Below are 25691 nucleotides of genomic sequence, written 5' to 3' on the forward strand. Positions count from 1 at the left end.
CACTACCGATACTGTGGCGTTCATGGCTATTTACGCACTCGATGATCGCGAACCCGAACTGGGCGAAGGCGCCTACGTACACCCGGACGCTGTGGTGATCGGCGCGGTGACCCTCGCGGCCGGTGCCTCCGTCTGGCCGGGCGCGGTGCTGCGGGGCGACTACGGGACCATCCACATCGGTGAGAAGACGAACATCCAGGATGGCACCGTAATCCATTGCACACCCGTGCATCCGACGGTGATCGGTGCGCGTTGTGTCGTCGGGCACAACGCGCACATCGAAGGTGCAACCATCGGCGACAGCTGCCTGATCGCATCAGGTTCGGTGGTACTCAACGGTTCTCGGATCGGGGCCGGATCAATCGTCGGTGCGGGCGCGGTGGTCGCGTACGGCTTCGAACTTCCCGAACGCTCGATGGCCCTGGGTGTTCCGGCGAAGGTCCGGCAGGGCTACGAGGTCGCCGAGGGCCATATCGAGATGAGCGTCGAGAACTACGCGGCGAACGCCGCGTACTACCGCACCGCGCTGCGTCGCCTGGATTAGACGGTCATGCCTGACACACAACCACTTTCGGCCCTGGTGGATCCGGGGTGGGCCCGCGCGCTCGCGCCGGTCGCCGACGATGTCACCCGGATGGGAACCTTTCTGCGGGCCGAGCTCGCGGAAGGCCGCACTTATCTGCCGGAAAGCGGAAACGTGCTGCGGGCCTTCTCGAATCCATTCGACCAGGTGCGCGTCCTGATCGTCGGGCAGGATCCCTACCCGACGCCGGGTCACGCCGTCGGCCTGAGCTTTTCGGTGGCGCCCGACGTGAAACCGGTACCGCGGAGCCTGGGCAACATCTATACCGAATACAGCGATGACCTCGGACTCCCGCGGCCGTCGAACGGTGACCTGACACTGTGGGCGAAACAGGGTGTGCTGCTGCTCAACAGGGTGCTCACCGTGGCGCCGGGGGCTGCGGGAAGCCATCGTGGCAAGGGTTGGGAATCGGTCACCGAGTGTGCCATCAAGGCATTGGCGGCCAGGGATCAACCGTTGGTTGCCATCCTGTGGGGCAAGGACGCCGCGTCGTTGCAGCCGTGGTTACCCGGGGTCTCGACGATCGTCTCGCCGCACCCGTCGCCGCTGTCGGCCAGGCGTGGATTCTTCGGTTCGAAGCCGTTCTCCCGAGCCAACGCCGCACTGGTGGAGCAGGGTGGCGCCGAAATCGATTGGCGCCTGCCCTGACCGGATCCGAGATCTGAAAGGCACCTGAATACAAAAAATGGCCACCCGCGGAAAGCAGGTGGCCATTTTTAGGTGTGAATGTGCTTCAGGTCAAGAGGACTCAGCTGTTGGCGTTGACCGACGCGTAGTCCGGCTTGGTCTTGCCGACGAACGCGTTGACTCCCTCGATACCGTCCGGCAATGCGGACAGTGCAGCGATCGACTCTGCTTCGGCGTCGAGCTGCTCGGTGAGCGAGCGGGTCGCCGATGCGTTCAGGAGCTTGCGCGTGGCCGTGAGCGTGCGCCACGGGCCTGCCGCGATCGAGGCTGCAGCAGCCTCGGCGGTGACCAGTACCTGATCGTCTTCGACCACACGCGAGATCAGGCCGAGGTCGAGTGCCTCGGCGGCGTCGACCGCGCGGTTGGTCAGAATTATGTCGCGTGCACGTGCGGCACCGACGACCCGGGGCAGCGTCCAGGTGAGGCCGCCGTCGGGGGTCAGTCCGATGCCGAGGTATGCCGGACGGAACTTCGTCGAGGTACCGGCGATGGCAACGTCACAGTGCGTGACGATGCTCATTCCGGCACCTGCAGCCCAGCCGTGCACAGCAGCAACGATCGGTACATTCGCAGAATTCAGCGCGCGGATGAAGTCGTGGAAGTCTCCGGCCAGTCCGGCCAGGAACTCGGCACGATCGTCGGCAGAAGCGAAGTCACGGACGTTGCCGCCCGCGCAGAAATTCGCTCCGGTACCGACGAGCAGCACCGCACCCGCCTTGATCTCGCCGCGGGCCAACTGACGCAGCGCAACAGCGCCACGATCGAAGTAGACCCGGTCCAGCGAGTTACCGGCCTTGTCTGAGGCGATGGCAATGCGGAGCACGCCATCGGTGAGTTGAACTGAGTCGGAATCGGTCGGAGTGGACCGCAACTCGGTCACACTCAGCCCCGAACGACTTTGCCGGCCTTCAGGCAAGAGGTGCAAACATTGATCCGCTTGCGGTTTCCGGGGGCAACCTGCGCACGCACGGACTGGATGTTGGGATTCCAGCGCCGGTTTGTACGCCGGTGTGAGTGCGAGACCGACTTACCGAAGCCGGGGCCCTTGGCGCATACGTCGCAGACGGCAGCCATCGTCGAACTCCTTCAATGAGAAATTAGGTGGTCATCGGCCCAGAGTTGTCGACACGGGTGCCGACGCCCAATGGGCAACCCTGCAAGGATAGCTGTCACCGGGCCTGTGATCCAAATGGTGGTCAAACCCCTGGCCAGAGTGGTCGCCGAACGACCGTGTCAGCCTCTCAGATTAGTCTGTGTGTCAGACCACAAGAAGGAGGTGCGGCACGTGGTGGATCCGGTCGGGGCCCCTGCAATGGACCCAGGGGTGTTGCGGGATTGGATTCACGGTGCCGTGACCAGCCTCGATCTGGTGCGTGCCGAGATCAACGACCTCAACGTCTTCCCGATTCCGGACTCCGACACCGGCAGCAACATGCTGCACACCATGAAAGCGGCCGCTGAGGCCGTCGACGCACTCGACGACGATGCCGACACCCCGACGGTTGCCCGGGCCATGGCCGAGGGCGCTGTGGCAAAGGCCCGGGGTAACTCCGGAATCATCCTGTCGCAGGTTCTGGTCGGATTGGCCGATGCCGCCGAGATCAATGCCATCGGGGGCCGGGTCTCCTTCAACAAACTGTGGGTTGCCGGCCTGAGACTGGGGTCGCTGGCCGCGACCAGGGCGGTGAGCGAACCTCGTGAGGGCACAGTGCTGACGTTGCTGCGCCGGTCGGCGGAGAACGCTGCCGAGCAAGCCGAGGCCACCCCTGCCGACCTGGCCCGCGCCATCGCCGACGGTTGTGCCGACGACCTCGAACTCACCCAAACGCAGTTGGACGTCCTGGCCCAGGCCGGAGTGGTGGATGCCGGTGGTCGGGGACTTCTGGTGATCTTCGACGAGCTCGTCAAGGTGCTGACCGGTGTGTCGACTCGGCGCCGTCGGTACCAGGGAGCGTTGGTCGGTGGTGGGGATTGGATCGGGCACCAGATCGGAGAGTCGTGCGACAGCGACGACGAGATGGACTTCGAGGTGATGTACCTGCTCAACGGTGCCGCCGCCGACCAGATCTCGACACTGCGCACCAAACTCGGCGACATCGGCGATGCCGTGGTGATCGTCGGCGACAGTGCCGACGACGGTGCGGGCGAGCGTTTTTCCATCCACGTCCACACTTGCCAGCCCGGTGCTGCGGTCGAAGCGGGCGTGGCCCTCGGCCGCGTGAGTGACATCAGGATCAGCTGTTTCCTGCTCGATGCCCACCGGGGACAAGAGGACAAGGCCTCGCGTCCACCGCGTCGCAGGCGTGCGGTCGTCGCGGTTGTCACCGGCGACGAGGCCGCGGAGCTGTTCGAGCAAGAAGGAGCCGTGGTTGTCCGGGCCGACACCGGTGGCGAGGGCGAGTTGGATGCCGAGGTGCTGGCGAAGGCGATCATCGACGTCGACAGTGCGCACGTGATCTTGATGGGTAACGGAGCGCTACCGGCCCAGGACCTGGTTGCCGTGGCTGCGGCTGCGCGCTCCCGGGAACGGTCTGTGGTGATCTTGCCCGGCGGTTCGATGGTGCAGAGCCTGGCGGCGATGGCCGTGCATGATCCCGGCGAATTGGCCGACGACGACGCGTACGCGATGGCCGATGCCGCCGCTGCCACCCGATTTGGCGCCGTGGTCACGGCCACCGAACGAACCCTGACATTTGCCGGAACCTGCGAACCCGGCGACCACCTGGGTCTCATCGGCGATGGCGTGCTCGTGATCCATCCCGAGATCATCGGCGCGGCTGCCGGTTTGATCGATCTCCTGCTGAGTACCGGTGGTGAGATGGTCAGTGTGCTCGCCGGGCGTAATCTCGATCCCGAGGTGCTCGAGCAGCTCGAGCATCATGTGAACACCGTGCACCCCGGAGTCGAGTTCGTGAGCTTTCCTGGTGGGCAGGTGGGCGAACTGCTTCAGGTGGGAGTCGAATAGCAGTGGTGGCATTGTCGGAGTCGCTCGATGTCGTGTTGGGAGCGAAGGCTGCCGATCTGCTGGCCGAGCAGATCAACGTGAACACCGTCGGCGAGTTGTTGCGGTATGTGCCGGATCGCTACGTCAAACAGGGAGATCTGTCCGGCGAACGTAAACCCGAGCCGGGGGAACGTCTGACGGTGGTCGCCCGGGTCGAGGACAGCAAAACCATTCCGATCCGGAACTCGCGCCGCAAGATGACCAAACTTGTTGTCTTCGACGGGAATTTCCGTATCTCGGTGACGTTCTTCAACTCGCCGTGGATCGCGTCGAAACTCCCGAAGGGTTCCCGCGTGATGATGGCGGGCGAGGTGAAGTACTTTAACAAAGAGTTGCAGCTCACCCACCCCAACTGGCTGAAGCTGCCGGAAGACGGTACGTCGATCGAAGCAGACGACGCGGTGGGTTCCGCCCTGATGCAGGGCATCGCGAAGGCATTGGCGACCGATGCCGGTAGCGGTGAAAAAGTCGACGGTACAATCGATTTCTCCGAGTTCCTGCGCGACGTCATACCGGTGTACCGGGCCACTGCCAAGCTGCAGGCCTGGACGATCTGGCAGTGCGTGCGCGCGGTACTGGGTTATCTCGATCCGATCGAGGATTCCTTGCCCGACGACGAGCGCAAGGCCCGCGGACTGATCGGTGCCGACGAGGCGCTGCGCAAGATCCACATCCCCGAAGGGCAGAACGACATCGACCAGGCATCGGCGCGCCTGAAGTTCGACGAAGCGCTGGCCCTCCAACTGGCGCTGGCGCAGCGCAGATATGTGGATCGCGGAGCGGAAGGGCCCTCCTGCCCCCACGTGGACGGAGGGCTCGAAGACCGGTTTCTCAAACGTCTTCCGTTCACTCTCACCGACGGACAGAACGAGGTCATCGACGAGATCACCGCAGATATGGCACGTCCGGAGTCCGAGGGACTGACCAAGGTCGCGCCGATGAGTCGACTGCTGCAGGGCGAGGTCGGATCGGGTAAGACCCTGGTGGCATTGCTCAGCATGCTCCGGGTGATCGACAACGGGTACCAGTGCGCGCTGCTCGCACCTACCGAAGTTCTTGCCGCGCAGCACTTCCGGACGCTGGAAAACATGCTCGGTGGATTGGCCAAAGAGGGTCAACTCGAAGGGGAGGAGGGCGCCACCCGCATCGCTCTCATCACCGGCTCGATGAAGACCGCGGCCAAACGCACCGCACTCCTCGAGACGGTCACCGGCCAGGTGGGCATCCTCATCGGCACCCACGCCCTGTTGCAAGAGCATGTCGACTTCTTCAACCTGGGGTTTGTTGTCGTCGACGAACAGCACAGATTTGGTGTGGAACAACGGGATACGCTCCGATCGCGGGGCCGCGACCACATCGTTCCGCATCTGTTGGTGATGACCGCGACCCCGATCCCGCGCACGGTCGCGATGACCGTGTTCGGTGATCTGGAGACGTCCACACTGAGGGAACTGCCGCGGGGTCGTCAGCCGATCACCACCAGCGTGGTGCCCAAGGGCAACCCGAAGTGGGTACAGCGGGCGTGGGAACGTGTCGACGAGGAAGTGCAGGCCGGGCGCCAGGTCTATGTGGTGTGTGCGCGGATCGGCGATGACGGTACCGCCGCCGGCCAGAAGTCGGCGCAGAAATCGAGTGAGGCGGGTGGCGAGCCGGCCATCGCAGCGGTCGACATGTTCAACACGTTGTCGACGGGTCCACTGGGCAAGTATCGAATCGAATTGCTGCACGGGCGGCTTCACGCCGATGACAAAGCTCAGGTGATGGCCGACTTCACGGCAGGCAATATCGACATCCTGGTCTCGACCACCGTGATCGAAGTCGGTGTCGACGTCCCCAACGCCACCACCATGGTGATCGTCGATGCCGAACGGTTCGGCGTGAGCCAGCTGCATCAGCTCCGCGGTCGTGTCGGTCGTGGTGGGTTGCCCGGCCTGTGTCTGTTGATGACCGGTGCGGCAGATATGTCGCCGGCCATGGAACGTTTGCGTGCTGTCGCGGCGTCCAACGACGGGTTCGAATTGTCGCTCGTGGATCTGGCTCAGCGAAGGGAGGGTGATCTGCTTGGCTCGCTCCAGTCCGGTCAGACCTCCTCGCTCCGCTTCCTCTCGCTCCTCACCGACGGTGACCTCATCGATGACACGAGGGCCCTGGCCGACGAGGTGGTCAGCTCGGACCTCACCCTGGTCGAGCACAAACCGATGGCAGCGCTTGTCGATTCGATTCTGGGGCCGGTCCGGCTGGCGTTTTTGGACAAGTCCTAGCGGAGGGCAACTCTCGGCCCGGGTGTGGGCGTTACTGATTGTTTTTGCTGCCTCGGCTGTTGTGGTCGCCGGTGTCGGGATTGCGATCAACCGCCCGCACGCCATCTCACCCGACGCGCAGCGGCTGCTCGGTGAGCTGACGCTGATTCCGGCACTCGCCGCCCGGCCGGATGCGCCGGACTACGACCGCAGCGCCTTTGGTACCGCTTGGACGGACGACACTGATGCGGGTGGTTCACGCAACGGATGCGACACCCGCAACGACATCCTCGACCGTGATCTTCAGGACAAGACCTTCGCAGTGTTGACCAGCTGCGCACGGGCGGTGGCCACAGGTGAGTTCCGTAGCCCCTACAGCGGTCGGTGGGTGGTCTTCCGGCGTGGGCAGGGGACCGGCGCCAAGGTTCAGATCGACCACATCGTCCCGCTGTCTTTTGCTTGGGATATGGGTGCCCGGAACTGGAGTTCGCGAGTGCGGCAACGCTTTGCCAATGATCCGGCGAATCTGGTGGCGGTCGATGGCGACGCGAATCAGGACAAGAGTGACAAACAGCCGTCGCGGTGGATGCCGGAGAACGAGTCATTTCACTGTCAATATGCGGCCCAGTTCGTGGTGGTGATGCGGACCTACGGGCTGTATCTCGATGCCCTGTCCGTGCCGGTGTTGAAGTCGGCACTGCGTCGTTGCTGACGTGGTGTCGCGATCGGGCGGCGCCGATTTATTGCATTGCTATAGATGAATTGCAGAATGCAATCGGTAGGAAATTGTCTATCGCCGACAGATTGTTCATTGGAACAAAAGAGAAATGTGCTTTACTCTTCCGGAAACAACCGTTCAGGAGAAGACAATGGCGCAGTCGTACACATTCGTGCTGGTACATGGGGCGTGGCATACCGGAAAACATTGGGCCCCAGTGGTGGAGTTTCTGGAGAAGGCCGGGCATCGGGTGCATACTCCGACAGTCGCCGGTTTCGGCGAGGAGAAATCGACTGCTTCGCACGCAGATGGCGTTGATTCGGTGCTGCAGTACATCAATGATCGTGAACTAACAGATTTTGTTCTCCTCGGACACAGCTTTGGCGGCACGATCATCTCGAAGGTCGCCGAACAGATTCCCGAACGCATTCGACGTCTTGTCTATTGGAACGCTTTCGTCCTGGCGGACGGAAATAGCATCAACGATGAATCTCCGGCGCATTATGGAGAAATGACTCAAGCGTTCGCGGTGGACGGCATGTTTATGCTTCCGTGGGATGTGTGGCGGGAAGCATTCCTGAATGATGCCGATCGTGATGTCGCGTTGCGAGCCTACGAGACCATCTGCGCGACCCCTGTCAGGATGCTGGAGGACAAGCTCGAGCTGAGCAAGTTCTACGAACTCATCGCGGCCGGTCAACTACGCGCCTCTTACTTGAACTGCACCGACGACACCGCCATGCCTCACGGCGAGTTCGCATGGCATCCCAGGTTCTCCAGCCGGTTGGGCCTGTGCCGGATCGTGCAGACGCCGGGGAGCCATGAACTGATGTTCACCGCCCCTGCTCGGCTTGCGGAAAAGATCGTCGAGGCGGGCCGCGACTGACCGGGGCAGCCCGCCGTCGACCGTGCCGAAGTCGCCGTCGAGCGGGCGGTCAGGTCACTCCGCCCGCGATTTTCAGCGTGACGATGCGATCCCAATCGAAGCCCAGCTCGGCGAGAATTTCGTCGGTGTGGGCGGCGAACTCGGGTCCGGGGCCGAGCTCGGGTGCAGTGACATCGAACTGCACCGGGTTGGCGGCCAGTGTCAGTTCGCCCGCCGGCAGCATATATTCATTGGCCACGACCTGCGCGTCGTTGGACACCTGCAACGAATCCTGCACCGGTGCCCACGGGCCCGCCAAGGTGGCGAAACGCTCCGTCCATTCTGCCAGGGTTCGGCCGGCGAGGACTTCACGAAGAATAGTCACTGCCACATCGGTATTGGCGGCGATCAGCGCGGCGTCGGCGAAGCGGGGATCGTCCGCGAGATCGGGACGGTCGATATGGTGGCACACATCGGCCCAGAATTTGGCAGGCTGCAACATGACGAAGGTCAGGTAGCGCCCATCGGCCGTGGCGTACAGTCCGGACAGTGGATTGGTAAGGGCGCCATGCTCACCGGGCACAGGAGCAACCATCGCTTCGCCGACGTGTGCCGACAATGCGAGCCCGTGTCCCATGGCCCAGACGCCGCTACTCAAGAGAGATACGTCGACGACGGACGTAGCACCCGTGCGTTCACGTTTGAGAAGGGCTGCGGCAACGCCGCCCGCGAGGTTTGTGCCCGAGATCGTGTCTCCGAACGCGGGCCCCGGCGGAAAGACCATCCCCTCCATATCTGGAGGTGTGAGCGTGGCGGCGACACCGGCTCTGGCCCAGAAGGCGGTCATGTCGTATCCGCCCTTGTCTGCCTCCACACCTCGCGGGCCCAGTGCGCTGCCCCGTGCGAAGACGATCTTCGGGTTCACGGAGCGCACATCGTCCACGTCGATTCCGAACCTGGCCCGGGCCTGCGGTAGGAAACTGGTGAGGAACACGTCCGAGGTGCGGATGAGCTCGTTCAGCACCTCCTTGCCTTCCGGTCGGCCCATGTCGAGGCCGATGCTGCGCTTACCTCGATTGGCATGTTCGACATTGGGGTTGGGGTCACCCTCGACCTTCATCGGTCCGATCTGACGAAGGCCACGCTGCGGATCTCCGGTGACCGCGTGTTCGACTTTGATGACCTCTGCCCCCCAGTCGGCGAGCACTGCGCCCGCTGAAGGAACGAAGCCGTACATCGCTACCTCGAGAACACGGAAACCTTCGAGTGGCTTCATTTGGTCACCGTCGCAAAGGCTTTGATCTGCAGGAATTCTTCCAGTCCGGCGGTACCCATCTCTCTGCCGATGCCGGACTGTTTGTAGCCGCCGAAAGGAACATCGGGAGAGAAGTAGCTGCCGCCGTTGACGCTGAAGGTCCCGGTCCGGATCCGGCGGCCGATGGCTATCGCCCGGTCGTCGTCGGCGCCCAAGACACCACCCGAGAGTCCGTACTTCGAATTGTTGGCAATCTGCACGGCGTGCTCGTCGTCATCGAACGGGATGACTGCGAGGACAGGGCCGAAGACCTCTTCCTGTGCGAGTTCGCTGTCCGGGTCGACATTCGCGAGCAGTGTCGGCGTGTAGAAGTATCCGGGATTGACCTGCTTGCCACCGGTCACGAGTGTCGCGCCGGCCTCGATTGCCCGCTGGACCAAGGCGTCCACCTTGTCCCGTTGGCGTTCGCTGATGAGCGGGCCCATGTAGGTCGCCGGATCGGACGGATCACCGTAGGGCACATGCTCGAGCAGACCGGCCACCCTGGCAACGATTTCGTCGTGATGGGCCCGCGGCACGAGCAGCCGGGTGGTGAGCGCGCAACCTTGTCCGGCGTTGGAACAGATTGTGAACGCCGCGAATTGTGCGACCGTGGCAAAGTCTGCGTCTTCGAGCACAATCAGCGCCGACTTGCCGCCCAGCTCCAAGAACACCTTCTTCAGACTCGCGCTCGCTGCCGCCATGATCTGAGCGCCAACGGGTGTGGACCCGGTGAAGGTGACGACATCGACATCAGGGTGCGTGGTCATCATCTGACCCACCTCCACCGCAGTCGAGGACAAGACGTTCACCACGCCTGCCGGGATATCGGTGTGCTCGGCGATCAGCTCGCCCAAGGCCAGCGTGATGAGCGGTGTGTCCGGAGCTCCCTTGAGGATCACCGTGCATCCGGCAGCGAGCGCAGGAACCACCTTGGCCAGCGCAAGCTGGTTCGGGTAGTTGTACGCGATGATCGCCGAAACGACGCCGGCGGCTTCTTTCTCGATCCAGCGGTTGTGCTTCTGTCCCTTGATCTCGACTTCGCCGAGCTCTTCGGTCAGCGGGTACGTGCGCAGCAGGTCGGCGTAGTAGCGGACGATCCCGACAGGTGTGTCGAGCTGGCTACCGAGCGTACTGAGGTGGGACGCGCCGACTTCGGCGATCGTCAATTCGCGAAATTCCTCGATGTTGTCGAGCAGTGCTCGGTGCAGCTGGTCGAGGCACGTGATGCGGAACTCGACGTCGGTGGCCCAGTTGGTGGTTTCGAACGCCTTCCGCGCCGCAGCGATGGCTTGTTCGGTCTCGTCGACACCCGCGTCCGGCGCGTGACCGAGGAGCTCGCCGGTAGCGGGATTGATCGACGCAAACGTCTGCGTGGTCGTGACGAGCTCTCCGTTGATGAGCAGGCGCCGATCGAGAGTGCCCGACTGAGGGTTGTCGGGAACTGAGATGTTCTGAGATGTCATACGTTCTCCTGGGTGGATTCGAGCATTCGGTTGATCACTGTCGAAGCTGTGTTGCAGCCGCTTCTGCGACCTCGTCGAGGAGCGGAAGTATGGTGCTCGCACCGGCTGTGGGGATGTCGATGAGTACTCTGTGAACGCCCAGTTCTCCGAGCCGGTCGATGATCTCACCGATGCTCGGCCGGATCTTCTGGAGTACGACCACCTGCAGGTCCGCGAGGTCCCGGCCGGCTCCATTCCACGCCGAATGCAGCTGGGGGAGTTGGGTTCCGAGGGTGTCGACCACATCGTTACCCATCGGGATCCAGCCGTCGCCCCATTCGGCAATGCGCCGAAAGTTGATGGGACTGGCCCGCGATCCCAGCAGTATCGGTGGATGCGGGTCTTGCAGTGGTTTGGGCCACACCCTGCTCGGCGACAACCGAACATGGTCACCCGCGTAAGTGGCTTCGTCCGCTGTCCAGAGCGTCTTCATGAGTTCGATCTTCTCGGTGACAACCGCGTACTTGGCCTCCGCAGCGAAGCCGTGATCCTCGAATTCGTCGTTGTTCCAACCAAACCCGACACCCATCACGAATCGGCCGCCCGACATCACATCCAGCGTGGCGATCGCCTTGGCATAGGAGATCGGATCATGGCCTCCGGGAAGCGCGACGCAGGTGCCGATGACGAGATTTGTTGTCGCGGCCACCTGCGCGAGTCCGACCAGCGGATCCCACAAACGAAAGTAACGCTCCGGCATTTCTCCGCCACCGGGGAACGGTGACCGGCGCGCACTGGGAATGTGTGAGTGTTCAGGCAAGAACAGGGAATCGAACCCGCGCTCCTCGGCGGCCAGGGCCAGATCGACAAGAGGCATCGACTGGTCGGTGCCACCGTAGTGCAGTCCGACCGCAGGCCGGAAAGCGTCAGTTCCGTTGCTTCGCCGACCGGACCTGCTGCCGTCGTGTGACGCGCGGGCAGCGCTGTTCATCGCAGTACCTTCCTGTCTGGGCACCGGCGAAGCGGCTGCCTGTGCCGGATTCGGTTGTGGGCTCGAAACACGCTGTCCTGGTGGAGGATCGACTTCATTAAAGCTGGTTTGTTGCTTCGGCACTTGTGCGTATGGTGTCCATCCGGCTCTCGATGGTGTCGAGGTAATGCGGGTGAGTGATGATGTAGGGCAGATTCTGCGCTATGCCTCGGGCCACATGGTCGCCCGCTGTTGCCGGATCCATGGCGCTGTTCCCAGTTCCCTTGTTGTGACCGACATCCGTGACATGGCCACCCAAGCTTGCCGTGTTCTGATCGAGGTTCGACACCACCAAACCAGGGCACAGCACGGATACCCCGATACCGTGCGGCGCCATTTCGGTACGCAGAGCCTCGGATAAGGCAATGACAGCGCTCTTCGCCGCGCTGTACGCGCCCCGGCCCGGGGCGCCCGAGAGCAACCCCATCACCGACGCTGTGTTGACGATGTGTGCGCGCCCGCGTGCGCGCATGTCCGGGCCGAATGTTGCGACGCCGTTGAACACTCCGGTCAGATCGATGGCGATGAGCATGTCGAAAGTCTCCGGGTCCATGTCGATCACATCGCACCCATTGAAACCGATTCCAGCGTTGTTGACCAGGATGTCGACTGGTCCGAAGGCAGCTTCGGATTTGGACTTGGCCACCGCCCATGCCGCGCGATCGCGTACGTCGAGCGCAACTCCCTGGAACCCGGACCCACGCGATCCGATAGCCGTTTCCAGCGATTTCCGGTTGATGTCGGCAATGGTGATCGAGATGCCGCGATCGGCCAGTGCACCGGCGATTCCGAGGCCGATACCGCTTGCGCCACCGGTTATGAATGCGTGACGCGCAGAGGATAGATCCATGCTTTGAACTCCGTTCGAGATGTCCATCGGTGTCATGAAAACTACTGGGAATCTGATGGATTGGACATGCTGTTCGATCGCCACGAAGGCTTCGTGGTGCTCTCCGGAACTCGGCTACTCCCACGTCGAGTGTCAATGCGCGGGAGTAACCGAGTTGGATGTCGTGGCGAGCGGTCGGTGCCGCGTTGGGCGCTAGTTTGTCATCCAGATCTTTTCGGGCAGTGGTGAACCCAGGGTGTACAGCTGAACTCCGTGCACGTTTTTGGCGTACATCACCGAAGGCGCCGCCTTGATGTACCACGATGCCGGCACCAATGTGGTGAGACGCTCCTGAACGGTTTCGTACGCCGCCTTGCGCTCGTCTGTCCCTTCAGCAAGGCGACCGGCATCGAGGGCGTCGTTGAGTTCCGGGTCATCGAGGCCGGAGAAGTTCCCGGGGGAGTCGCCGTGGAAGGCGGTCCACAACGCGTAATCCGGATCTTGGGTGACCGCGGACGAGACGATCATGTCGAAGTCGCGGGCGCCGGCCCGTGCGGTGACAGCACCGTAGTCGCCGACCTCGACCTCGACGTTGACATTGTCGAACTCGCTCAGTTGGGCCTGCACTGATTCGCCGGCCCCTTTCGTTTCCGTTGTGGGGTACGCGAGGAACGAGAAGGAGACCGGGTTTCCCTCTGCTGCAAGCTCATTGAACAGCTCCTGGGCAACTTTTTTGTTCTGCTCATTGAGTGGGATATCAGCGTAATAGGGGGATCCTTCAGGGAACAGTGTCTGAGGAACCTGGCCGGTACCGAAGTAGACGGTTGAGTTGATCACTTCCGGATCGAGGGCGAGTGCGACTGCCCGGCGAGCCCGTTCATCTTGGAACGGCGCGCGAGCAGAGTTCATGACGAGGAGCTGACCGCCACCGGCGGACACGATCTCGGTGGAGATTCCGGCGGCTTCGGCCTTGTCCAGGGTGGACCAGCTGGCCTCCATGCTGAGATCGGTGCCGCCTGTCGATATCGCGTTGAAACGCTGCTCGGTGTCGGCCACGGTGCGGATGTTGATCTTGTCGAGATAGGGCCTGGGTGCATCCCAGTAGTCGGGATTCTTCTCGAGTTCGATCTGGTTTTGGCGGCTCCAGCTGGTCAGGGTGAATGGGCCTGCACCGACTGGGTTTTCGTCGAAGGCCTTCCGACCCTTCTGCAGAGCCGCCGGCGAGGCGATCCAGTTCATCGCGGTCGTCAAGATGCCCTGCGCGAAATGTGGATTGCGTGCTGCCAATGTCACTTTCAGTGTGGTGGGGTCGACCACCTCGGAGTTGCTGACCTGTGCCGCCTGTCGGACGGCGGTGGAGCCCAGGTTGGGGTCGCGCAGTCGGTCCCAGTTGAACTTGACGGCCGCGGCGTCGAGCGGAGTGCCGTCGGTGAAGGTGAGTCCGGGCTGCAGCGTGAGGTTGAAAGTGTTGCCGCCATCGGTGGTGGCGAAGCCCGTTGCCATGTTGTATTCGACCTCGAGTGTCTCGAGATTGTTGATCATCAGCGTTCCGTAGAGGGCGTTTCCGAGTATCGGCTGATGCGCCCAGGTGTTCGACAAGGCGGCCGGGTCCAGGCTGCGCGGTTCACCCATCTGAATCGTGCGCAGCGTTCCGCCCGCCACCGGATCGCCGACGTCGGCCGCCGATCCGGAGCCAGAATTCTCGGAATCCGTGCCGGCGCAAGAGCTCAGGAGCAGCGTGGCGGCGCATGCCGCCGCAACTGCAGTAACAACGTATCTGGATCGGAACATCATCGACCTCTCGGGAAAGGTTGGGAAACCACAGGAACCACGGACGAGAAAAGTGTGAGGTGTGACTGGTGAGGCGGAGTCTCCACACAGACGATTCGTTGGGAGGGCCTGGGAACCAACGGTTCTCTTCTGTGAACCGTGCGCTCCGCCGACCATCCGAATCAAGCGCGTGACCCTAGTAGGAGAACACAACTCTCGAAAAAAAAGAACAGCGGAGTCGAAACTTTCCGAGACTTCGGCGTACCAGGTGGCCTTTTCTGCTTCGTCCGATAATTCCGGATCGAAATCGTTGACAGAACTGTTTCGATAAGACGCCGAATCGAGTTGTGTATGGCTAGTATACGCAATTCACCGGCGAGGTTCTTCGGGGATCTGAGGCCGGCGGAACGATGTTGTAAATTCCGTTCTCAAAACCGAAAAGGGGCTATTCAAAACGTGTTCACATCGGGCATGATTGACCTCTGTGAACACTTTGGAACATCTCCACGACCTGGCCGGAAAAGTTGCGATCGTCACGGGTGGATCCCGTGGCATTGGTAGAGCGGTTGCCCAAATTCTTGCCGAAGCGGGAGCAGACGTCGTGATCGCGTCCCGGAAGCTCGACTCATGCGAGCGCGCCGCCGACGAAGTGATGGCATCGACTGGGCGCAAGGTACTTCCGATTGCGTGTCACGTCGGACATTGGGATGACTGTGAGCGTCTGATCGACCGGACACTCGAACACTTCGGCAGACTCGACGTGCTGGTGAACAACGCCGGTATGTCACCGCCCTACAAGAATCTCGATGACATCACCGAGGACTTGTACGACAAGACGCTCGGAGTTAATCTGAAGGGGCCCTTCAGATTGGCCGTCCGCGCCGGAACCCACATGGCCGAGAACGGCGGCGGTTCCATCATCAATATCGGTACTGCCGGATCCCTCGTCGCCAGCGTCAGGGAGTTGCCCTACGCATGTGCCAAGGCCGGTCTCAATGCCCTGACAGTTGGATTGGCCGATGCATTTGCGCCGACAGTGCGGGTCAACGCCATTCTGCCCGGTCCCTTCCGGACGGATATCTCCAAGTCTTGGGCGCCGGCCGAGGGGGAAGATGCGCCGTTCGTGCCACTTCGGCGCATGGGACGACCGGAAGAGATCGGTCCACTAGCACTCCATCTGGCCAGTGCTGCATCAAGTTTCACCACAGGGGCGATCATTCGTGTCGACGGTGGAGTCACCCGAAAAGTCTGATGAAGAAGGAATCAATGACCGATAATCAGCTGTTGCAAGGCAAAGTGGCCATCGTCACCGGAGCCGGAGGAGGGATTGGCAGTACGTATTCGAAGGGGCTCGCCGAGGCGGGTGCAGCCGTGGTTTTGGCTGACGTGAATCTCGAAGCCGCGACCGCGGCAGCTGAGAAGCTGTCCGCGGCAGGCCATCGCGTCCTCCCTGTTCGTGTCGATGTGAGCGACGAAGCCAGTACAAAAGAGATGGCGGCCACCGCGGCCGATCATTTCGGGTCGGTCGACATCCTCGTGAACAATGCGGGGTTGATGGCAGAGGTGGTCGGTGAAGGGTCCCTCACCATGATGGATCTCGAACTCTGGAACCGCACTCTCGCAGTGAATCTCACCGGTCCGCTCCTTTGTAGTCGTGCAGTGGTGCCGTACATGAAGGAGCGCGGCTACGGCAAGATCGTGAACCAGTCGTCGAGTGGTGCATTCATGGCCGCACAGGCATATGGCGTTACCAAGCTGGGGTTGGTGAGCATGACGGTGTCACTGGCGCGGGAGTTGGCGCCGTTCGGGATTCGGGTGAATGCGATCGCGCCGGGCATGGTCAACACGGAAGCCGGCTCGATCGCATCGCCCCCGGAGCTCAAGGAAATGGTCAAACACGCAATTCCGTTCCCCTTCGGAGAACCGGAGGAGCTGAATCCGGGTCTGCTGTACCTCGTTTCGTCGGGCAGTGACTGGGTGACCGGCCACACTCTCAACATTGACGGCGGCTGGGTTGTACGGGTCTGAAGTCGCTTCTTCACAACACTTCTAACAGTCAGGAATTCGCATGAAGCATTACTTGCTGGTTGAATCACATCCTTCCCATCCTGATCGATTGGACGAATTCAACAAATGGTACGACGAGGTCCACATACCGGAGGTGGTGGCGCTTGACGGGTTTGTCGCCGGAACTCGACTCGTGGCGGCGGATCCAGACGGCGGTCCGTCGGTGACGCTCTACGAACTCGAGGGTGATCCCCACAAGGCGAAGGAAAATGTACATCTCGCGGCGGCGGCGAAGCAGTTGAACATGTCGGATTCGCTGAGTTATGGACCGATCCCGACAATGCGGATCATGGCTGTGAAGTCGGAGTATTCCAAGCCGCGTTGATTGGGTAGAGGGTAAAAGTATTCGAGGCCGTCATCTCCGGATGACGGCCTCGAATACTTTTCTAGTGTCAGCTCGGCAGGTTCGCCGGAATCCAATTCGGATCACGCTTTTCCATGAATGCTCGCATTCCCTCGCGCGGCTCTTGCGACGTTTCGAGCGCGCCGAACATCGTCTCGTAGTCGAACAGCCCGTATCGCTCGTTGAGCATTCGTTTGACCTGAGCTCGTGCGATCGGCGCCGATTGCAATGTCTCACGTGCTGCCTGGAGTGCGGCCGACCGCAGGTCTTCGTGCGGCACCACCCTGGAGATCACCCCGAGTCGCAGTGCCTCCGCCGCATCGAATTTGCGTGCGGACAATATCAAATCGCGTGCTGCCGCGAGTCCGACATGTGCGGGCAAAGCGGCGGCGAAGGTCGCGTCCGGGATTCCGCGCAACAGTTCGGGCACGCGGAACGTGGCCCGGTCGCTGGCGACGGCGATGTCGGACATCATCGCAACCAGTAGTCCGCCGGCCTGACAGATTCCGTTGACGGCGGAAATCACTGGTGCGCGGCTGTCCCGGATGGTCAGGAAGGGTACGACATCGCTGCCCGAAAGGCCCTCCGGCAGGTTGTCACCAGGCTCGGTGCGTCCACCCAGATCGCCGCCGGGTGCAAATACGTCGTCGACTCCGGTGATGATCAGCGCGGCCAGGTCCCGATCGGAGTTGACGAGGCGAACCGCTCGTTTCAAGCCGTAATACATCGCAGGGGTGAATGCGTTTCGAGCCGACGGCCGATCGATGGTGCACCATCCGATGGAACCGTCGCGCTCGAATCGTAAACCGTTGGCTCCTAAGTCATCTCCCATGGGGACACCTACTCCATTCTTGGTTTTGAGAACGATGATCTCGCAAAGGCGAAGCCCGGGAACACCGTTCCCGGGCTTCCCGAAACTGTTGTTGGTGTGGACTGACGTCAGGCAGTCAGGTCGATGAGCACTTTTCCAATCGCTTGACCATCTGCGACCATCCGGAGAGCGTCTGCGGTCTTGTCGAGTGGGAACTCGGCGCCGATGTGCGGGACCGCACGCCCGGAGACGAGTAGATCGGTGAGCTCGGCCTCATTTCGGCGGAACTCTTCCGGCGGGATGTCTTTGAATTGGAAACCGTTGACCTGCACACCTTTTACCAATATCAGGTTGAGCGGAATCTTCGGAATGACACCGGATGCGTACCCTATCGTGATGAAGCGACCGCCCGGGCGTAGTGCCCGCAGAGCAGGCTCTGAGAGATCGCCACCCACCGGATCAGCAACGATATCGGCACCTTGGGGGAGCGCAGCCTTCAATGCCGTTCGCAGATCGTCGGTGCGATGGTTGATGAGGTTGCTTGCGCCGTACGACGCTGCCACGTCGAGCTTTTGGGTGCTCGACGCGACTGCGGTGACCGTTGCGCCGAGTGCAACGCCGAGCTGAACGGCTGCGATTCCGACGCCACCACCGGCACCGAGAACGATCAATTCGTCGCCAGGCTTGAGGTGAGCCACCGATCGGAGCGTGTGGTACGCCGTCCGGTGGGCCACCCCGAAGGCTGCGGCGACGCGCGTCTCTACACCGTCCGGGATCCGGCGGAGCGTGAGCTTGTCGGAGGCGATGATGATCTCCTCGGCGAAGGCGCCGACGAACCCGGTACCCGCAACGCGCTCGCCCACGGCGACCGAGTCGACTCCGTCGGCGACTTCGGCCACCACGCCGGCGAATTCACTGCCGGGAGTGAATGGCGTCGGGACGGTGACCTGATACTTGTTGGCCACCAGTAGTACGTCCGAGAAGTTGACGGCTGCGGACTCGATGCGGATCCGTACCTGCCCTGCCTCCAATGGGGGTGAGGGGAGTGCTTCGATCGTGATGGTCTCGGGGGTCCCGTAGTCCGAGCAGATTGCTGCGCGCATATGAAATCACTTTCCTGGACGGTTGGGGCGTCGCGACGTTCGGGAATTGCCTGTTGCCGTGGCCGCTACTGCGTGGCAGCGAGTTCGTAGCGGCGGCGGTATTCCTCTTTGGACGTCTCGCGGATGTCGACGTCGGTGGCGCGAGCACGGAGTGCGCCCACTGTGGCGTCCTCGCGCGCAATGTGTTTGAACGGATCCCAGCCGAAGAAGTTCGCGGCATTCTGATGGGTGATCTTGTTGATCTCGTCGTCCGAGCACTCGGAATCGTCGAGTTCGGCCTTCAGGATCTCCGGTGACCGGGGCCAGGTGGAGTCCGAGTGCGGGTAGTCGCACTCCCAGGCGATGGTGTCGATGCCCAACTTGTTGCGGTTGCTGAGACCACTGGGCTCGGTGATGTAGCAGGCGAGGAAGTTGTCTCGCCACACGTCGGTAGGTGTTTTACCCCTGGGTAGGAACGTGAATCCGGTCCACGACTGATTGACGATATTGCGCTCCAGCCGGTCGAGCCACGGTGCGACCCATCCGATGCCGCCCTCACTCATGGCAATCTTGAGTTCAGGGAACTTCTGGAAGGCTCCGCTGAGCATTATGTCGGTTGCGGCGATGGTGGAGATCAGCGGTGTCAACACCATCATGCTGTCGATGTTGGCCCCTTCCGGCCGTTGGATCAGGCTGAAGCCGCCACCGATGTGCAGGCTCAGGACGATTCCGTGTTCCACGCATGCGGCGAAGATCGGGTCCCAGTAGCCGGACGCGAAGTCGGGGTAGCCCGACCCGTAGGGCGTCTCCGGGATACTGATCGACCGGCATCCCATGGCGGCCAGGCGGTGGACCTCTTTGACCGACTCGTCGATGTCGAAGAAGGGGAGGATGCCCAGCGGGATGAAGCGGCCGGGATGGGCGTCGGGGACCTCGCCGACCACCCAGTCGTTGAACGCCCTGCAGGCCGCCAGCGACAGGGCCTTGTCGGGCAGGCTCGCCAGGTGGGTGCCGGCGAAGCCGGGGAAGGTGGCGAACAATGTGGAGGCGAGGATGCCGTTGGCGTCCATGTCCCGAACGCGCAGGTCCATGTCGTAGACGCCCGGCCGCATCTCGGCGTACCCGGTGGGGTCCATGCCCCACTCTTCCTTCGGCCACGAGATGACGGCGTTGAGTCCGGAGCTACCGACCACCTTGTCCTGGAACTGCCAGGCCTGGACCCGCGGGTTCCGTGGATTGGCGGTCAGTTTCGGCGCCTGGTCCATGAGGTGCTTGGGGAAGTGCTTTTCGAAGATGTCGGCAGGTTCGACCACGTGGTCGTCGATGCTGACCATCACCATGTCGTCAATGTTCATCGGGGATCGATCCTCTCCATGGTTGCGCAGAGATGTCGGCAACCTCGTCAATTCAGGTGGTGGACTTAGAGCTGTGTCGGTCCTACTTCTGTGCCGTGATCGGTGCGGCGAGCCCCTGCTCGTCGACGATCCGTTGAATTTTCACCAGCGTCTCGTCGAGTCCGGCGCCGATTCGCGGGCCGGGGGTGAAGGTGGCCGGGAGTTGACGCATGCCCTGGATCATGCCGATGGAGTCGTAGTGCACGGCGCCTTCTGGGTCGCAGTGGTAGTCCGGCATCCGATCGAGCACTGCCACGAGCATGCGCTTGAACACTGTTCGCGCCAGGTTCGACCCGATGCAGCGGTGGACGCCCAGTCCGAAACTCAAGTGCCGGTTGGCTGTACGTTCGAGATCGACCTTGTTGGGCTCGTCGAAGACCGATGGATCCCGGTTGGCCATCGCCCACGAGAGGAACAGGCGCTCACCTTCCTTGAACTCGATGCCGTTGATTTCACCGTCTTCGGAGAAGGTGCGGCCGTCACCGGGTGTCGGACAGAAGAAGCGTAAAAACTCTTCCGTCGCCGAGTCCAACATCGTGTCCCGCTCCCGGCTGAGGATCTCGCGTTGGTCGGGATTCTGTGACAACCATTCAATCGAGTGGGACGTCAGTGCTGTGGTCGTGTCGAACCCTCCGCCAATGAGCAGACTGATGACGCCGAGAAGCTCTGCATCGTCCGGCTTCTCGCCGTTGATGGTGGCGCGGACAATCGCGTCGACGAGCCCGGGCCGCGGGTTCTCCCGGATTTCATGGAGATTGAGCAGGAGGTCTGCACCCATGGCTTGGTGCAGGGCACTGATCCGCTGAATGTCGGGCGAATCAGGCGGGGTGTACATGGCCGCGTGCACAGGTTCGCAGTAGGCGGTCCACTTCACAACCGGGATGCCCAGCATGGCCAGCGTGATGACTGCCGGAACGATATTCGCCAGATCATCGATGAAATCGATGCTGCCCGTTTCGATCTTCTCGTCGATGCTGGCTCGGATCACCTCATCGATGATCGGGACCCACTTCTTGATGGCAGCGGGCGACAGATAGGGGTTGAGGATCGCGCGAAATTCGCGATGTTCGGGATCATCCATTTCCAGGATGCCGCCACGGATGCGGCCTGCCGACCTGATCGCAGTCGGGATCATGATCCCCTTGTATCCGCGGCGGACTCCCTTGATGTCGTTGTCGTTTGACAATCCGACCGATCGGGCGAGGGTGAAGACTTCTTCGGCACCTGCGGCAACCCAGTGGCCGTCGTAGGTGTCAGACCAGGCCATCGGGCACTTGGACTGCATCTCCTCGGTGATCTTCGAGAAGTTGTCGCGATAGTCCGCTGCGTGCCGGTCGAACTGGAATACCGGTGCCCTGCGATTGGTCTGTGCTGCAACGTTGTCGGTGCTCATCGCGCTGTCCTCTCTGGTGTCTTGCCGGCGGCGTTTGCGGATTGGGGGTCGCCCGAAAAGGTGCTGATTGCCTGCTCCGGGCAGGAACGGACAGCCTCTCGCACACTCTCCTCGAGATCGGCAGGAACATCACCGTCGATTGCCGTCGCATGGCCATCGATATCGCTCAGATCGAACACGTCCGGTGCGGCCATCGCGCACAACGTGTGCCCTTGGCATAGTTCTGGGTCGACCTTTACCTTCACGATTGCCTCAATTCGTAGCTGAATCATGGTGCGATTTCAGACCGTTACGATTCCCGTTCGGTTTCATCGGTTGACTGGCGGTAGACGCTGTCGGTGCGGGCCTGCACACGAAAAACGTTGTAGTGCAACAGTCTTGCAGGGAACCTGTGTCGGACCATGGTGGTCGATGTCTTCAGATGGTGGGGAACGTGCCAGGATTCGCGGCACCCGTGACGCAAATCACTGATCTGGAGAAGACCATACCGCTGGAAGGGTGGAATGTGAAGGTTTCCGGAGAAATCGATCCAAATTGTTTTCGGCGAGAGATGCTCTACCGCAAGAGAGTTGGTGAAACGACGAGGGATTTCCGGGCGATGGTTTCGCGATGATGATGCCTGGGAGGGCATGGCTGATCCGGACCCGTTGCGTGTCATCAAATGTCGTCTGGAGCACGGGGAACGGGACGCATGTACTCAGGTGCGTTCGTTGTTTGCCGGTTCCTATCCGGGCACGCCGGTACACATCGCAGTGCTACCGTCCCTGCCAGTTCGGTTCGCGTTTCTCGATGAATGCCAGGGCGCCTTCTTTGGCGTCGTCGCTGCGGAAGACGATCTCGCGCTGCTGGGCGAGCCGCTTTTCGGCGGCTGCGGCGTCCGAGACCGAGAGTCGGACGAGCTCTTTGCAGGCTGCCAGGCCCAGAGGAGCGTTGGCCGCGACGCGTTCTGCGTAGGCAATGGCGTTGTCCAGCACGTCTTCCGGTGCGGCGACGGCATTGACCAGGCCGATCTGGTATGCCCGGTCGGCGGTGAAATAGTCGCCGGTCATTGTCATCTCGAAGGCGATACCCAGCGGGATGCGGGTTCCGAGGGAGGTCCCGCCGCCGGCGGGGAAGAGGCCGCGCTTGATCTCGGGTAGCCCGAACTCGGCTGTGGACGACGCGACGATGATGTCGCAGCCGAGGAGCAGTTCGAGGCCACCGCCGATGGCGGTGCCGTTGGCGGCACCGATCACCGGCACGGAAAGGCCGCCGGCAGCGAGGCGGGTGAAGCCTTCGGAGGTGAAGTTGCCACCGTCGGCGAAGTCGCGGAGGTCCATTCCGGCACAGAAGGCGCGGTCGCCGGTCCCGGTCAGGACGATGGCGCGGATCTCCGGGTCGGCTTCTGCCTCGAGCGCGGCGCTGCCGATACCGCGAAGCAGGCTGCCGGTCATCGCATTTCGGGCCTCAGGTCGGTTCAGACGCAGGACCAGGACAGCCCCGCGCCGCTCTGTGATGAGTTCGTCAGCGCTTGTCCCGGTCCTGGTGATCATGACTTGTAGTCGCTCGATGCTGCGAACTCGGCTGCTTCCCGCATCAGCTTGGTGATGACCGGGCCGTAGGCCTGCAACTTGATGTCATCGCCGGCACGCTGGAAACCCTGCTCGAGGATGATGGCGAGTTTCCACTTGGCCAGCACCAGGTAGTAGTCGAGGTCGTCGACCTGACGGCCCGAGACCTTCGAGTAGTGGTTGACTATCTCATCGCGCGAGGGCATCCCGGACAGATCGACATAGCTCGCCTTCGATGCCTCGGGTGCGTTGGTGTCCTCGGGCCAGCCCTGAACCATCCAGGCCAGGTCCAGCTTCGGGTCGCCGACGGTTCCCATCTCCCAGTCGACGATCGCGGCGAGCTGGGCCGGGGCGCCTTCCTTGAACATGACATTGGCGAACTGGTAGTCGCCGTGCATGATTCCGGGGATGAAGTCGAGCGGCTTGTGAGCGTTCAGCCACGCGGTGGCCTCGGTCATGCCTTCGAGTTCACGGGTTTTGATCCGGTCGAAGAACCGGGTCCAGCGCGATACCTGGCGCTCATGGAAGCCGTCGGGCCGGCCCAGATCGCCGAGGCCCTGGGCCTGCCAGTCGACCTTCGAGAGCAGTGCGATGCCTTCGGCGAGCTGATAGGCCAACCCTTTTCGCAATTCGGGATCGGAGGTGAAGGGTTCCTTCCACTGCTTGTTGTCCATCGGCGACCAGCCGTCGACGTAACCCATCAGGTAGAACGAGCGGCCCAGGACCGAGGTGTCGGAGCAAGCAGCAATCGCTTCGGTGTGCGGCACATCGGTGCCCTCGAGGGCCTCGATGATGCGCCATTCGCGCATGATGCCCTCATCGCGGTTGGCAGGCGCGGCCGGCGGCGGCATCCGGATCACCGAAACATGTTCTCCGCGAGTGAGCTTGTAGATTTCGTTCTGCGTTCCGCCGGAGAGGAACTTGGCCTCGAGTGGTTCACCTTTGCCGAGTCCGGCCTGGTCCATCCAGTCCGCGAGTTTGATCAGGTCCATCAGAGGTTCCCCACTTCGAGTTCGAGAAATTCGGCGTATTTGGCTTTGGCTGCAGCTTGTTTGCGTGGGATCCACTCGGTGGGCCACTGGTCGTCGGTGCCGGTGTAGTCGCGCAGGACCTGTTTGGCGACGGTCATCTTGTGGACCTCGGTCGGGCCGTCGGCCAGGCCCATCACCGCGGCGCCGTGCACCATGGTCAGGAACGGCATCTCGTTGGTCACACCCAGGGCGCCGTGTACTTGCATTGCCCGCCAGGCGATGTCGTGCAGGACGGTGGGCATGACCACCTTGGCGGTGGCGATGTCTTTACGGACCTTCTTGTAATCGTTGTACTTGTCGATCTTCCAGGCCGTGTTGAGGACGAACAACCGGAACTGTGCCAACTGGGCGTACGAGTCGGCGATGTAGCCCTGGATGAACTGCTTGTCGGCCAGCCGGCTGCCGGCGGTCTCGCGGCTCAGCACCCGCTCGCACATCATGTCGATCGCCTTCTGCGCCAACCCGATCGTGCGCATGGCGTGGTGGATCCGGCCACCACCGAGGCGGGTTTGCGCCACCGCGAACGCCTGACCTTCACCGCCGAGCAGTGCGCTGTCGGGGACGCGGACGTTGTCGTAGTGGATCAGGGCGTGGGTGCCTTCATCCATCGGCTCGCCGAACAGTCCGACGTTGCGTTCGATGATCACGCCCGGGGTGTCGGTGGGGACCAGAAACATCGACATGCCCTTGTACGCGCTCACGTCGGGGTTGGTAACAACCATGACGATGAGGAACGACGCGGTCTTGGCGTTGGACGAAAAGTACTTGTAGCCGTTGATGATCCAGTGATCGCCGTCGCGGACCGCGCTGGTCTTGAACTGCGTCGGATCGGCGCCGGCCTGCGGCTCGGTCATCGAGTAGCTCGAGAAACATTCGCCGTTGAGCAACGGCTGCAGGTACTGCGTCTTCTGGTCCGGCGTGCCGTAGTGGGCGATGATCTCGGCGTTGCCCGTGTCGGGCGCCTGGCAGCCGAACACGATCGGCGCCCACGACGAACGGCCCAGGATCTCGTTGAGCAGGGCCAGCTGCAGCTGGCCGTAGCCCTGACCGCCCAGGTCTGGGCCGAGGTGGGTCGCCCACAAACCCTGATCACGAACCTGCTGCTTGAGAGGGTCGATCGCCTTGCGACGTCCCCCGTCGAGCGGGACGAACTGCATATGCGGCCACGCGTGATCGAGTGGTTCGACTTCTTCGCGGACAAATTCATCGGCCCAGTCCAGCTTCGCCTGGTACTGCGGGTCGGTCTCAAAATCCCATGCCATGGAGGCCTCCTCGTTCCGTGCGAGAATAGCATTCTGCTCGTTCGGAATGCAATTCTTATAGTTGGGAAGAGTGTTCCGTTGGTGATTGAGAAAATGGGCACGCGGGAGCGACCGGCAAGGTCTGGACCAGGCGGTCTGCTGTGATTTGTGTGTTCGCAAGGGGTCGGCAGCGTTCACGTGAAGTTCGTGCGCCGAGCCGAGCCGAGTCGCGGAGCCTCGTTGAGGCGGTCACGGTTTCTGCGCGGTATCGGCGTGGTCGGACAGTGGCGTGCACGCAGCGATGGGGGCGCAAG

The 25691-nt window shown here is 62.1% G+C and carries 23 protein-coding genes and 1 pseudogene; 9 read left to right on the forward strand and 15 right to left on the reverse strand.

Translation table 11 applies throughout. From position 1 onward, the window contains the following. The first annotated feature begins 22 nt into the window (after positions 1-22). Together AC56PL_RS05300 and AC56PL_RS05305 are read left to right on the forward strand one after the other, a co-directional pair. The gene (locus AC56PL_RS05300; RefSeq protein WP_495515326.1) at positions 23-544 is read left to right on the forward strand and encodes a DapH/DapD/GlmU-related protein; all 522 of its coding nucleotides are present in this window, start codon (positions 23-25) and stop codon (positions 542-544) included. Positions 545-550: 6 nt separating this feature from the next. Beyond that, a complete protein-coding gene (locus tag AC56PL_RS05305; protein WP_497153185.1) occupies positions 551-1231 on the forward strand; it encodes a uracil-DNA glycosylase in 681 nt (226 codons plus the stop codon). 100 nt (positions 1232-1331) lie between these two features. Here AC56PL_RS05305 and AC56PL_RS05310 read toward each other — a convergent pair whose 3' ends face one another. Then, positions 1332-2150 (reverse strand): enoyl-CoA hydratase/isomerase family protein, encoded by an 819-nt coding sequence (locus AC56PL_RS05310; RefSeq protein ID WP_497153186.1) that lies wholly within the window; start codon positions 2148-2150, stop codon positions 1332-1334. A gap of 2 nt (positions 2151-2152) precedes the next feature. Beyond that, complete coding sequence (gene rpmB / locus AC56PL_RS05315) at positions 2153-2344, reverse strand: 50S ribosomal protein L28 (protein ID WP_036517975.1); 192 nt, start codon at positions 2342-2344, stop codon at positions 2153-2155. Between the two features lie 238 nt (positions 2345-2582). On the opposite strand from rpmB, the gene AC56PL_RS05320 reads away from it, so the two are divergent. The 4 genes from AC56PL_RS05320 to AC56PL_RS05335 all read left to right on the forward strand — a co-directional run bounded on the left by AC56PL_RS05320 (position 2583) and on the right by AC56PL_RS05335 (position 8118). Next, on the forward strand, positions 2583-4235 hold the full coding sequence (locus AC56PL_RS05320; protein WP_495516052.1) for a DAK2 domain-containing protein: 1653 nt from the start codon (positions 2583-2585) through the stop codon (positions 4233-4235). Next, a complete protein-coding gene (gene recG / locus AC56PL_RS05325; protein ID WP_495516053.1) occupies positions 4232-6535 on the forward strand; it encodes an ATP-dependent DNA helicase RecG in 2304 nt (767 codons plus the stop codon). The genes AC56PL_RS05320 and recG overlap by 4 nt, the downstream gene beginning before the upstream one ends. A gap of 22 nt (positions 6536-6557) precedes the next feature. Further along, entirely contained in the window at positions 6558-7226 is a 669-nt protein-coding gene (locus AC56PL_RS05330) for an HNH endonuclease family protein (protein ID WP_497153187.1), read from the forward strand. Positions 7227-7383: 157 nt separating this feature from the next. Next, entirely contained in the window at positions 7384-8118 is a 735-nt protein-coding gene (locus AC56PL_RS05335; protein ID WP_482135048.1) for an alpha/beta fold hydrolase, read from the forward strand. A gap of 49 nt (positions 8119-8167) precedes the next feature. Here AC56PL_RS05335 and AC56PL_RS05340 read toward each other — a convergent pair whose 3' ends face one another. The 5 genes from AC56PL_RS05340 to AC56PL_RS05360 form a co-directional block, all read right to left on the reverse strand. After that, positions 8168-9373: a CoA transferase gene (locus tag AC56PL_RS05340; RefSeq protein ID WP_495515330.1), complete on the reverse strand. Its 1206-nt coding sequence runs from the start codon at positions 9371-9373 to the stop codon at positions 8168-8170. After that, complete coding sequence (locus AC56PL_RS05345) at positions 9370-10857, reverse strand: aldehyde dehydrogenase family protein (RefSeq protein ID WP_482135046.1); 1488 nt, start codon at positions 10855-10857, stop codon at positions 9370-9372. Before AC56PL_RS05345 ends, AC56PL_RS05340 begins: the two co-directional genes overlap by 4 nt. Positions 10858-10891: 34 nt before the next feature. Then, positions 10892-11827 carry a TIGR03619 family F420-dependent LLM class oxidoreductase gene (locus tag AC56PL_RS05350; RefSeq protein ID WP_495515331.1) on the reverse strand — a complete coding sequence of 312 codons (936 nt, stop codon included), beginning with the start codon at positions 11825-11827 and terminating at the stop codon, positions 10892-10894. A 97-nt stretch (positions 11828-11924) separates the two neighbouring features. After that, a complete protein-coding gene (locus AC56PL_RS05355; protein ID WP_482143875.1) occupies positions 11925-12716 on the reverse strand; it encodes an SDR family oxidoreductase in 792 nt (263 codons plus the stop codon). 192 nt (positions 12717-12908) lie between these two features. After that, positions 12909-14486, reverse strand: a complete 1578-nt coding sequence (locus tag AC56PL_RS05360) for an ABC transporter substrate-binding protein (RefSeq protein ID WP_482135043.1) — start codon at positions 14484-14486, stop codon at positions 12909-12911. Between the two features lie 472 nt (positions 14487-14958). Between AC56PL_RS05360 and AC56PL_RS05365 the strand changes: the two genes are divergently transcribed. The 3 genes from AC56PL_RS05365 (at position 14959) to AC56PL_RS05375 (ending at position 16857) form a co-directional block, all read left to right on the forward strand. Next, a complete protein-coding gene (locus AC56PL_RS05365) occupies positions 14959-15717 on the forward strand; it encodes an SDR family NAD(P)-dependent oxidoreductase (protein WP_482137213.1) in 759 nt (252 codons plus the stop codon). A 14-nt stretch (positions 15718-15731) separates the two neighbouring features. Then, positions 15732-16493, forward strand: a complete 762-nt coding sequence (locus AC56PL_RS05370; protein WP_482135042.1) for an SDR family oxidoreductase — start codon at positions 15732-15734, stop codon at positions 16491-16493. Between the two features lie 88 nt (positions 16494-16581). Further along, positions 16582-16857: a hypothetical protein gene (locus AC56PL_RS05375; RefSeq protein ID WP_482135041.1), complete on the forward strand. Its 276-nt coding sequence runs from the start codon at positions 16582-16584 to the stop codon at positions 16855-16857. Between the two features lie 67 nt (positions 16858-16924). Here AC56PL_RS05375 and AC56PL_RS05380 read toward each other — a convergent pair whose 3' ends face one another. The 8 genes and pseudogenes from AC56PL_RS05380 to AC56PL_RS05415 form a co-directional block, all read right to left on the reverse strand. Further along, positions 16925-17707 (reverse strand): enoyl-CoA hydratase/isomerase family protein, encoded by a 783-nt coding sequence (locus AC56PL_RS05380; RefSeq protein ID WP_497153188.1) that lies wholly within the window; start codon positions 17705-17707, stop codon positions 16925-16927. Positions 17708-17814: 107 nt separating this feature from the next. Further along, on the reverse strand, positions 17815-18789 hold the full coding sequence (locus tag AC56PL_RS05385) for a zinc-binding dehydrogenase (RefSeq protein ID WP_495515332.1): 975 nt from the start codon (positions 18787-18789) through the stop codon (positions 17815-17817). Between the two features lie 65 nt (positions 18790-18854). Continuing rightward, positions 18855-20123, reverse strand: a complete 1269-nt coding sequence (locus AC56PL_RS05390; protein WP_497153189.1) for an amidohydrolase family protein — start codon at positions 20121-20123, stop codon at positions 18855-18857. 82 nt (positions 20124-20205) lie between these two features. Further along, entirely contained in the window at positions 20206-21555 is a 1350-nt protein-coding gene (locus tag AC56PL_RS05395; RefSeq protein WP_482135037.1) for a cytochrome P450, read from the reverse strand. Positions 21556-21620: 65 nt separating this feature from the next. Continuing rightward, a pseudogene (locus AC56PL_RS05400) lies at positions 21621-21800 on the reverse strand (ferredoxin); the annotation flags it as partial. A gap of 510 nt (positions 21801-22310) precedes the next feature. Beyond that, the gene (locus tag AC56PL_RS05405; protein ID WP_497153190.1) at positions 22311-23087 is read right to left on the reverse strand and encodes an enoyl-CoA hydratase-related protein; all 777 of its coding nucleotides are present in this window, start codon (positions 23085-23087) and stop codon (positions 22311-22313) included. Further along, a complete protein-coding gene (locus AC56PL_RS05410) occupies positions 23084-24097 on the reverse strand; it encodes a phosphotransferase family protein (protein ID WP_497153191.1) in 1014 nt (337 codons plus the stop codon). The genes AC56PL_RS05405 and AC56PL_RS05410 overlap by 4 nt, the downstream gene beginning before the upstream one ends. Next, on the reverse strand, positions 24097-25398 hold the full coding sequence (locus AC56PL_RS05415) for an acyl-CoA dehydrogenase family protein (RefSeq protein WP_497153192.1): 1302 nt from the start codon (positions 25396-25398) through the stop codon (positions 24097-24099). The genes AC56PL_RS05410 and AC56PL_RS05415 overlap by 1 nt, the downstream gene beginning before the upstream one ends. Positions 25399-25691 lie beyond the last annotated feature (293 nt).

It is taken from the genome of Williamsia sp. Y721 (genome assembly GCF_059683565.1).

What these genes read in the sequence shown, in the direction of transcription:
- AC56PL_RS05300 (WP_495515326.1), top strand. Translation starts at nt 23, where the DNA reads ATGGCTATTTACGCACTCGATGATCGCGAACCCGAACTGGGCGAAGGC.
- AC56PL_RS05305 (WP_497153185.1), top strand. Translation starts at nt 551, where the DNA reads ATGCCTGACACACAACCACTTTCGGCCCTGGTGGATCCGGGGTGGGCC.
- rpmB (WP_036517975.1), bottom strand. Translation starts at nt 2,344, where the DNA reads ATGGCTGCCGTCTGCGACGTATGCGCCAAGGGCCCCGGCTTCGGTAAG.
- AC56PL_RS05320 (WP_495516052.1), top strand. Translation starts at nt 2,583, where the DNA reads ATGGACCCAGGGGTGTTGCGGGATTGGATTCACGGTGCCGTGACCAGC.
- AC56PL_RS05335 (WP_482135048.1), top strand. Translation starts at nt 7,384, where the DNA reads ATGGCGCAGTCGTACACATTCGTGCTGGTACATGGGGCGTGGCATACC.
- AC56PL_RS05340 (WP_495515330.1), bottom strand. Translation starts at nt 9,373, where the DNA reads ATGAAGCCACTCGAAGGTTTCCGTGTTCTCGAGGTAGCGATGTACGGC.
- AC56PL_RS05345 (WP_482135046.1), bottom strand. Translation starts at nt 10,857, where the DNA reads ATGACATCTCAGAACATCTCAGTTCCCGACAACCCTCAGTCGGGCACT.
- AC56PL_RS05350 (WP_495515331.1), bottom strand. Translation starts at nt 11,827, where the DNA reads ATGAACAGCGCTGCCCGCGCGTCACACGACGGCAGCAGGTCCGGTCGG.
- AC56PL_RS05355 (WP_482143875.1), bottom strand. Translation starts at nt 12,716, where the DNA reads ATGGATCTATCCTCTGCGCGTCACGCATTCATAACCGGTGGCGCAAGC.
- AC56PL_RS05360 (WP_482135043.1), bottom strand. Translation starts at nt 14,486, where the DNA reads ATGTTCCGATCCAGATACGTTGTTACTGCAGTTGCGGCGGCATGCGCC.
- AC56PL_RS05370 (WP_482135042.1), top strand. Translation starts at nt 15,732, where the DNA reads ATGACCGATAATCAGCTGTTGCAAGGCAAAGTGGCCATCGTCACCGGA.
- AC56PL_RS05380 (WP_497153188.1), bottom strand. Translation starts at nt 17,707, where the DNA reads ATGGGAGATGACTTAGGAGCCAACGGTTTACGATTCGAGCGCGACGGT.
- AC56PL_RS05385 (WP_495515332.1), bottom strand. Translation starts at nt 18,789, where the DNA reads ATGCGCGCAGCAATCTGCTCGGACTACGGGACCCCCGAGACCATCACG.
- AC56PL_RS05390 (WP_497153189.1), bottom strand. Translation starts at nt 20,123, where the DNA reads ATGAACATTGACGACATGGTGATGGTCAGCATCGACGACCACGTGGTC.
- AC56PL_RS05395 (WP_482135037.1), bottom strand. Translation starts at nt 21,555, where the DNA reads ATGAGCACCGACAACGTTGCAGCACAGACCAATCGCAGGGCACCGGTA.
- AC56PL_RS05405 (WP_497153190.1), bottom strand. Translation starts at nt 23,087, where the DNA reads ATGATCACCAGGACCGGGACAAGCGCTGACGAACTCATCACAGAGCGG.
- AC56PL_RS05410 (WP_497153191.1), bottom strand. Translation starts at nt 24,097, where the DNA reads ATGGACCTGATCAAACTCGCGGACTGGATGGACCAGGCCGGACTCGGC.
- AC56PL_RS05415 (WP_497153192.1), bottom strand. Translation starts at nt 25,398, where the DNA reads ATGGCATGGGATTTTGAGACCGACCCGCAGTACCAGGCGAAGCTGGAC.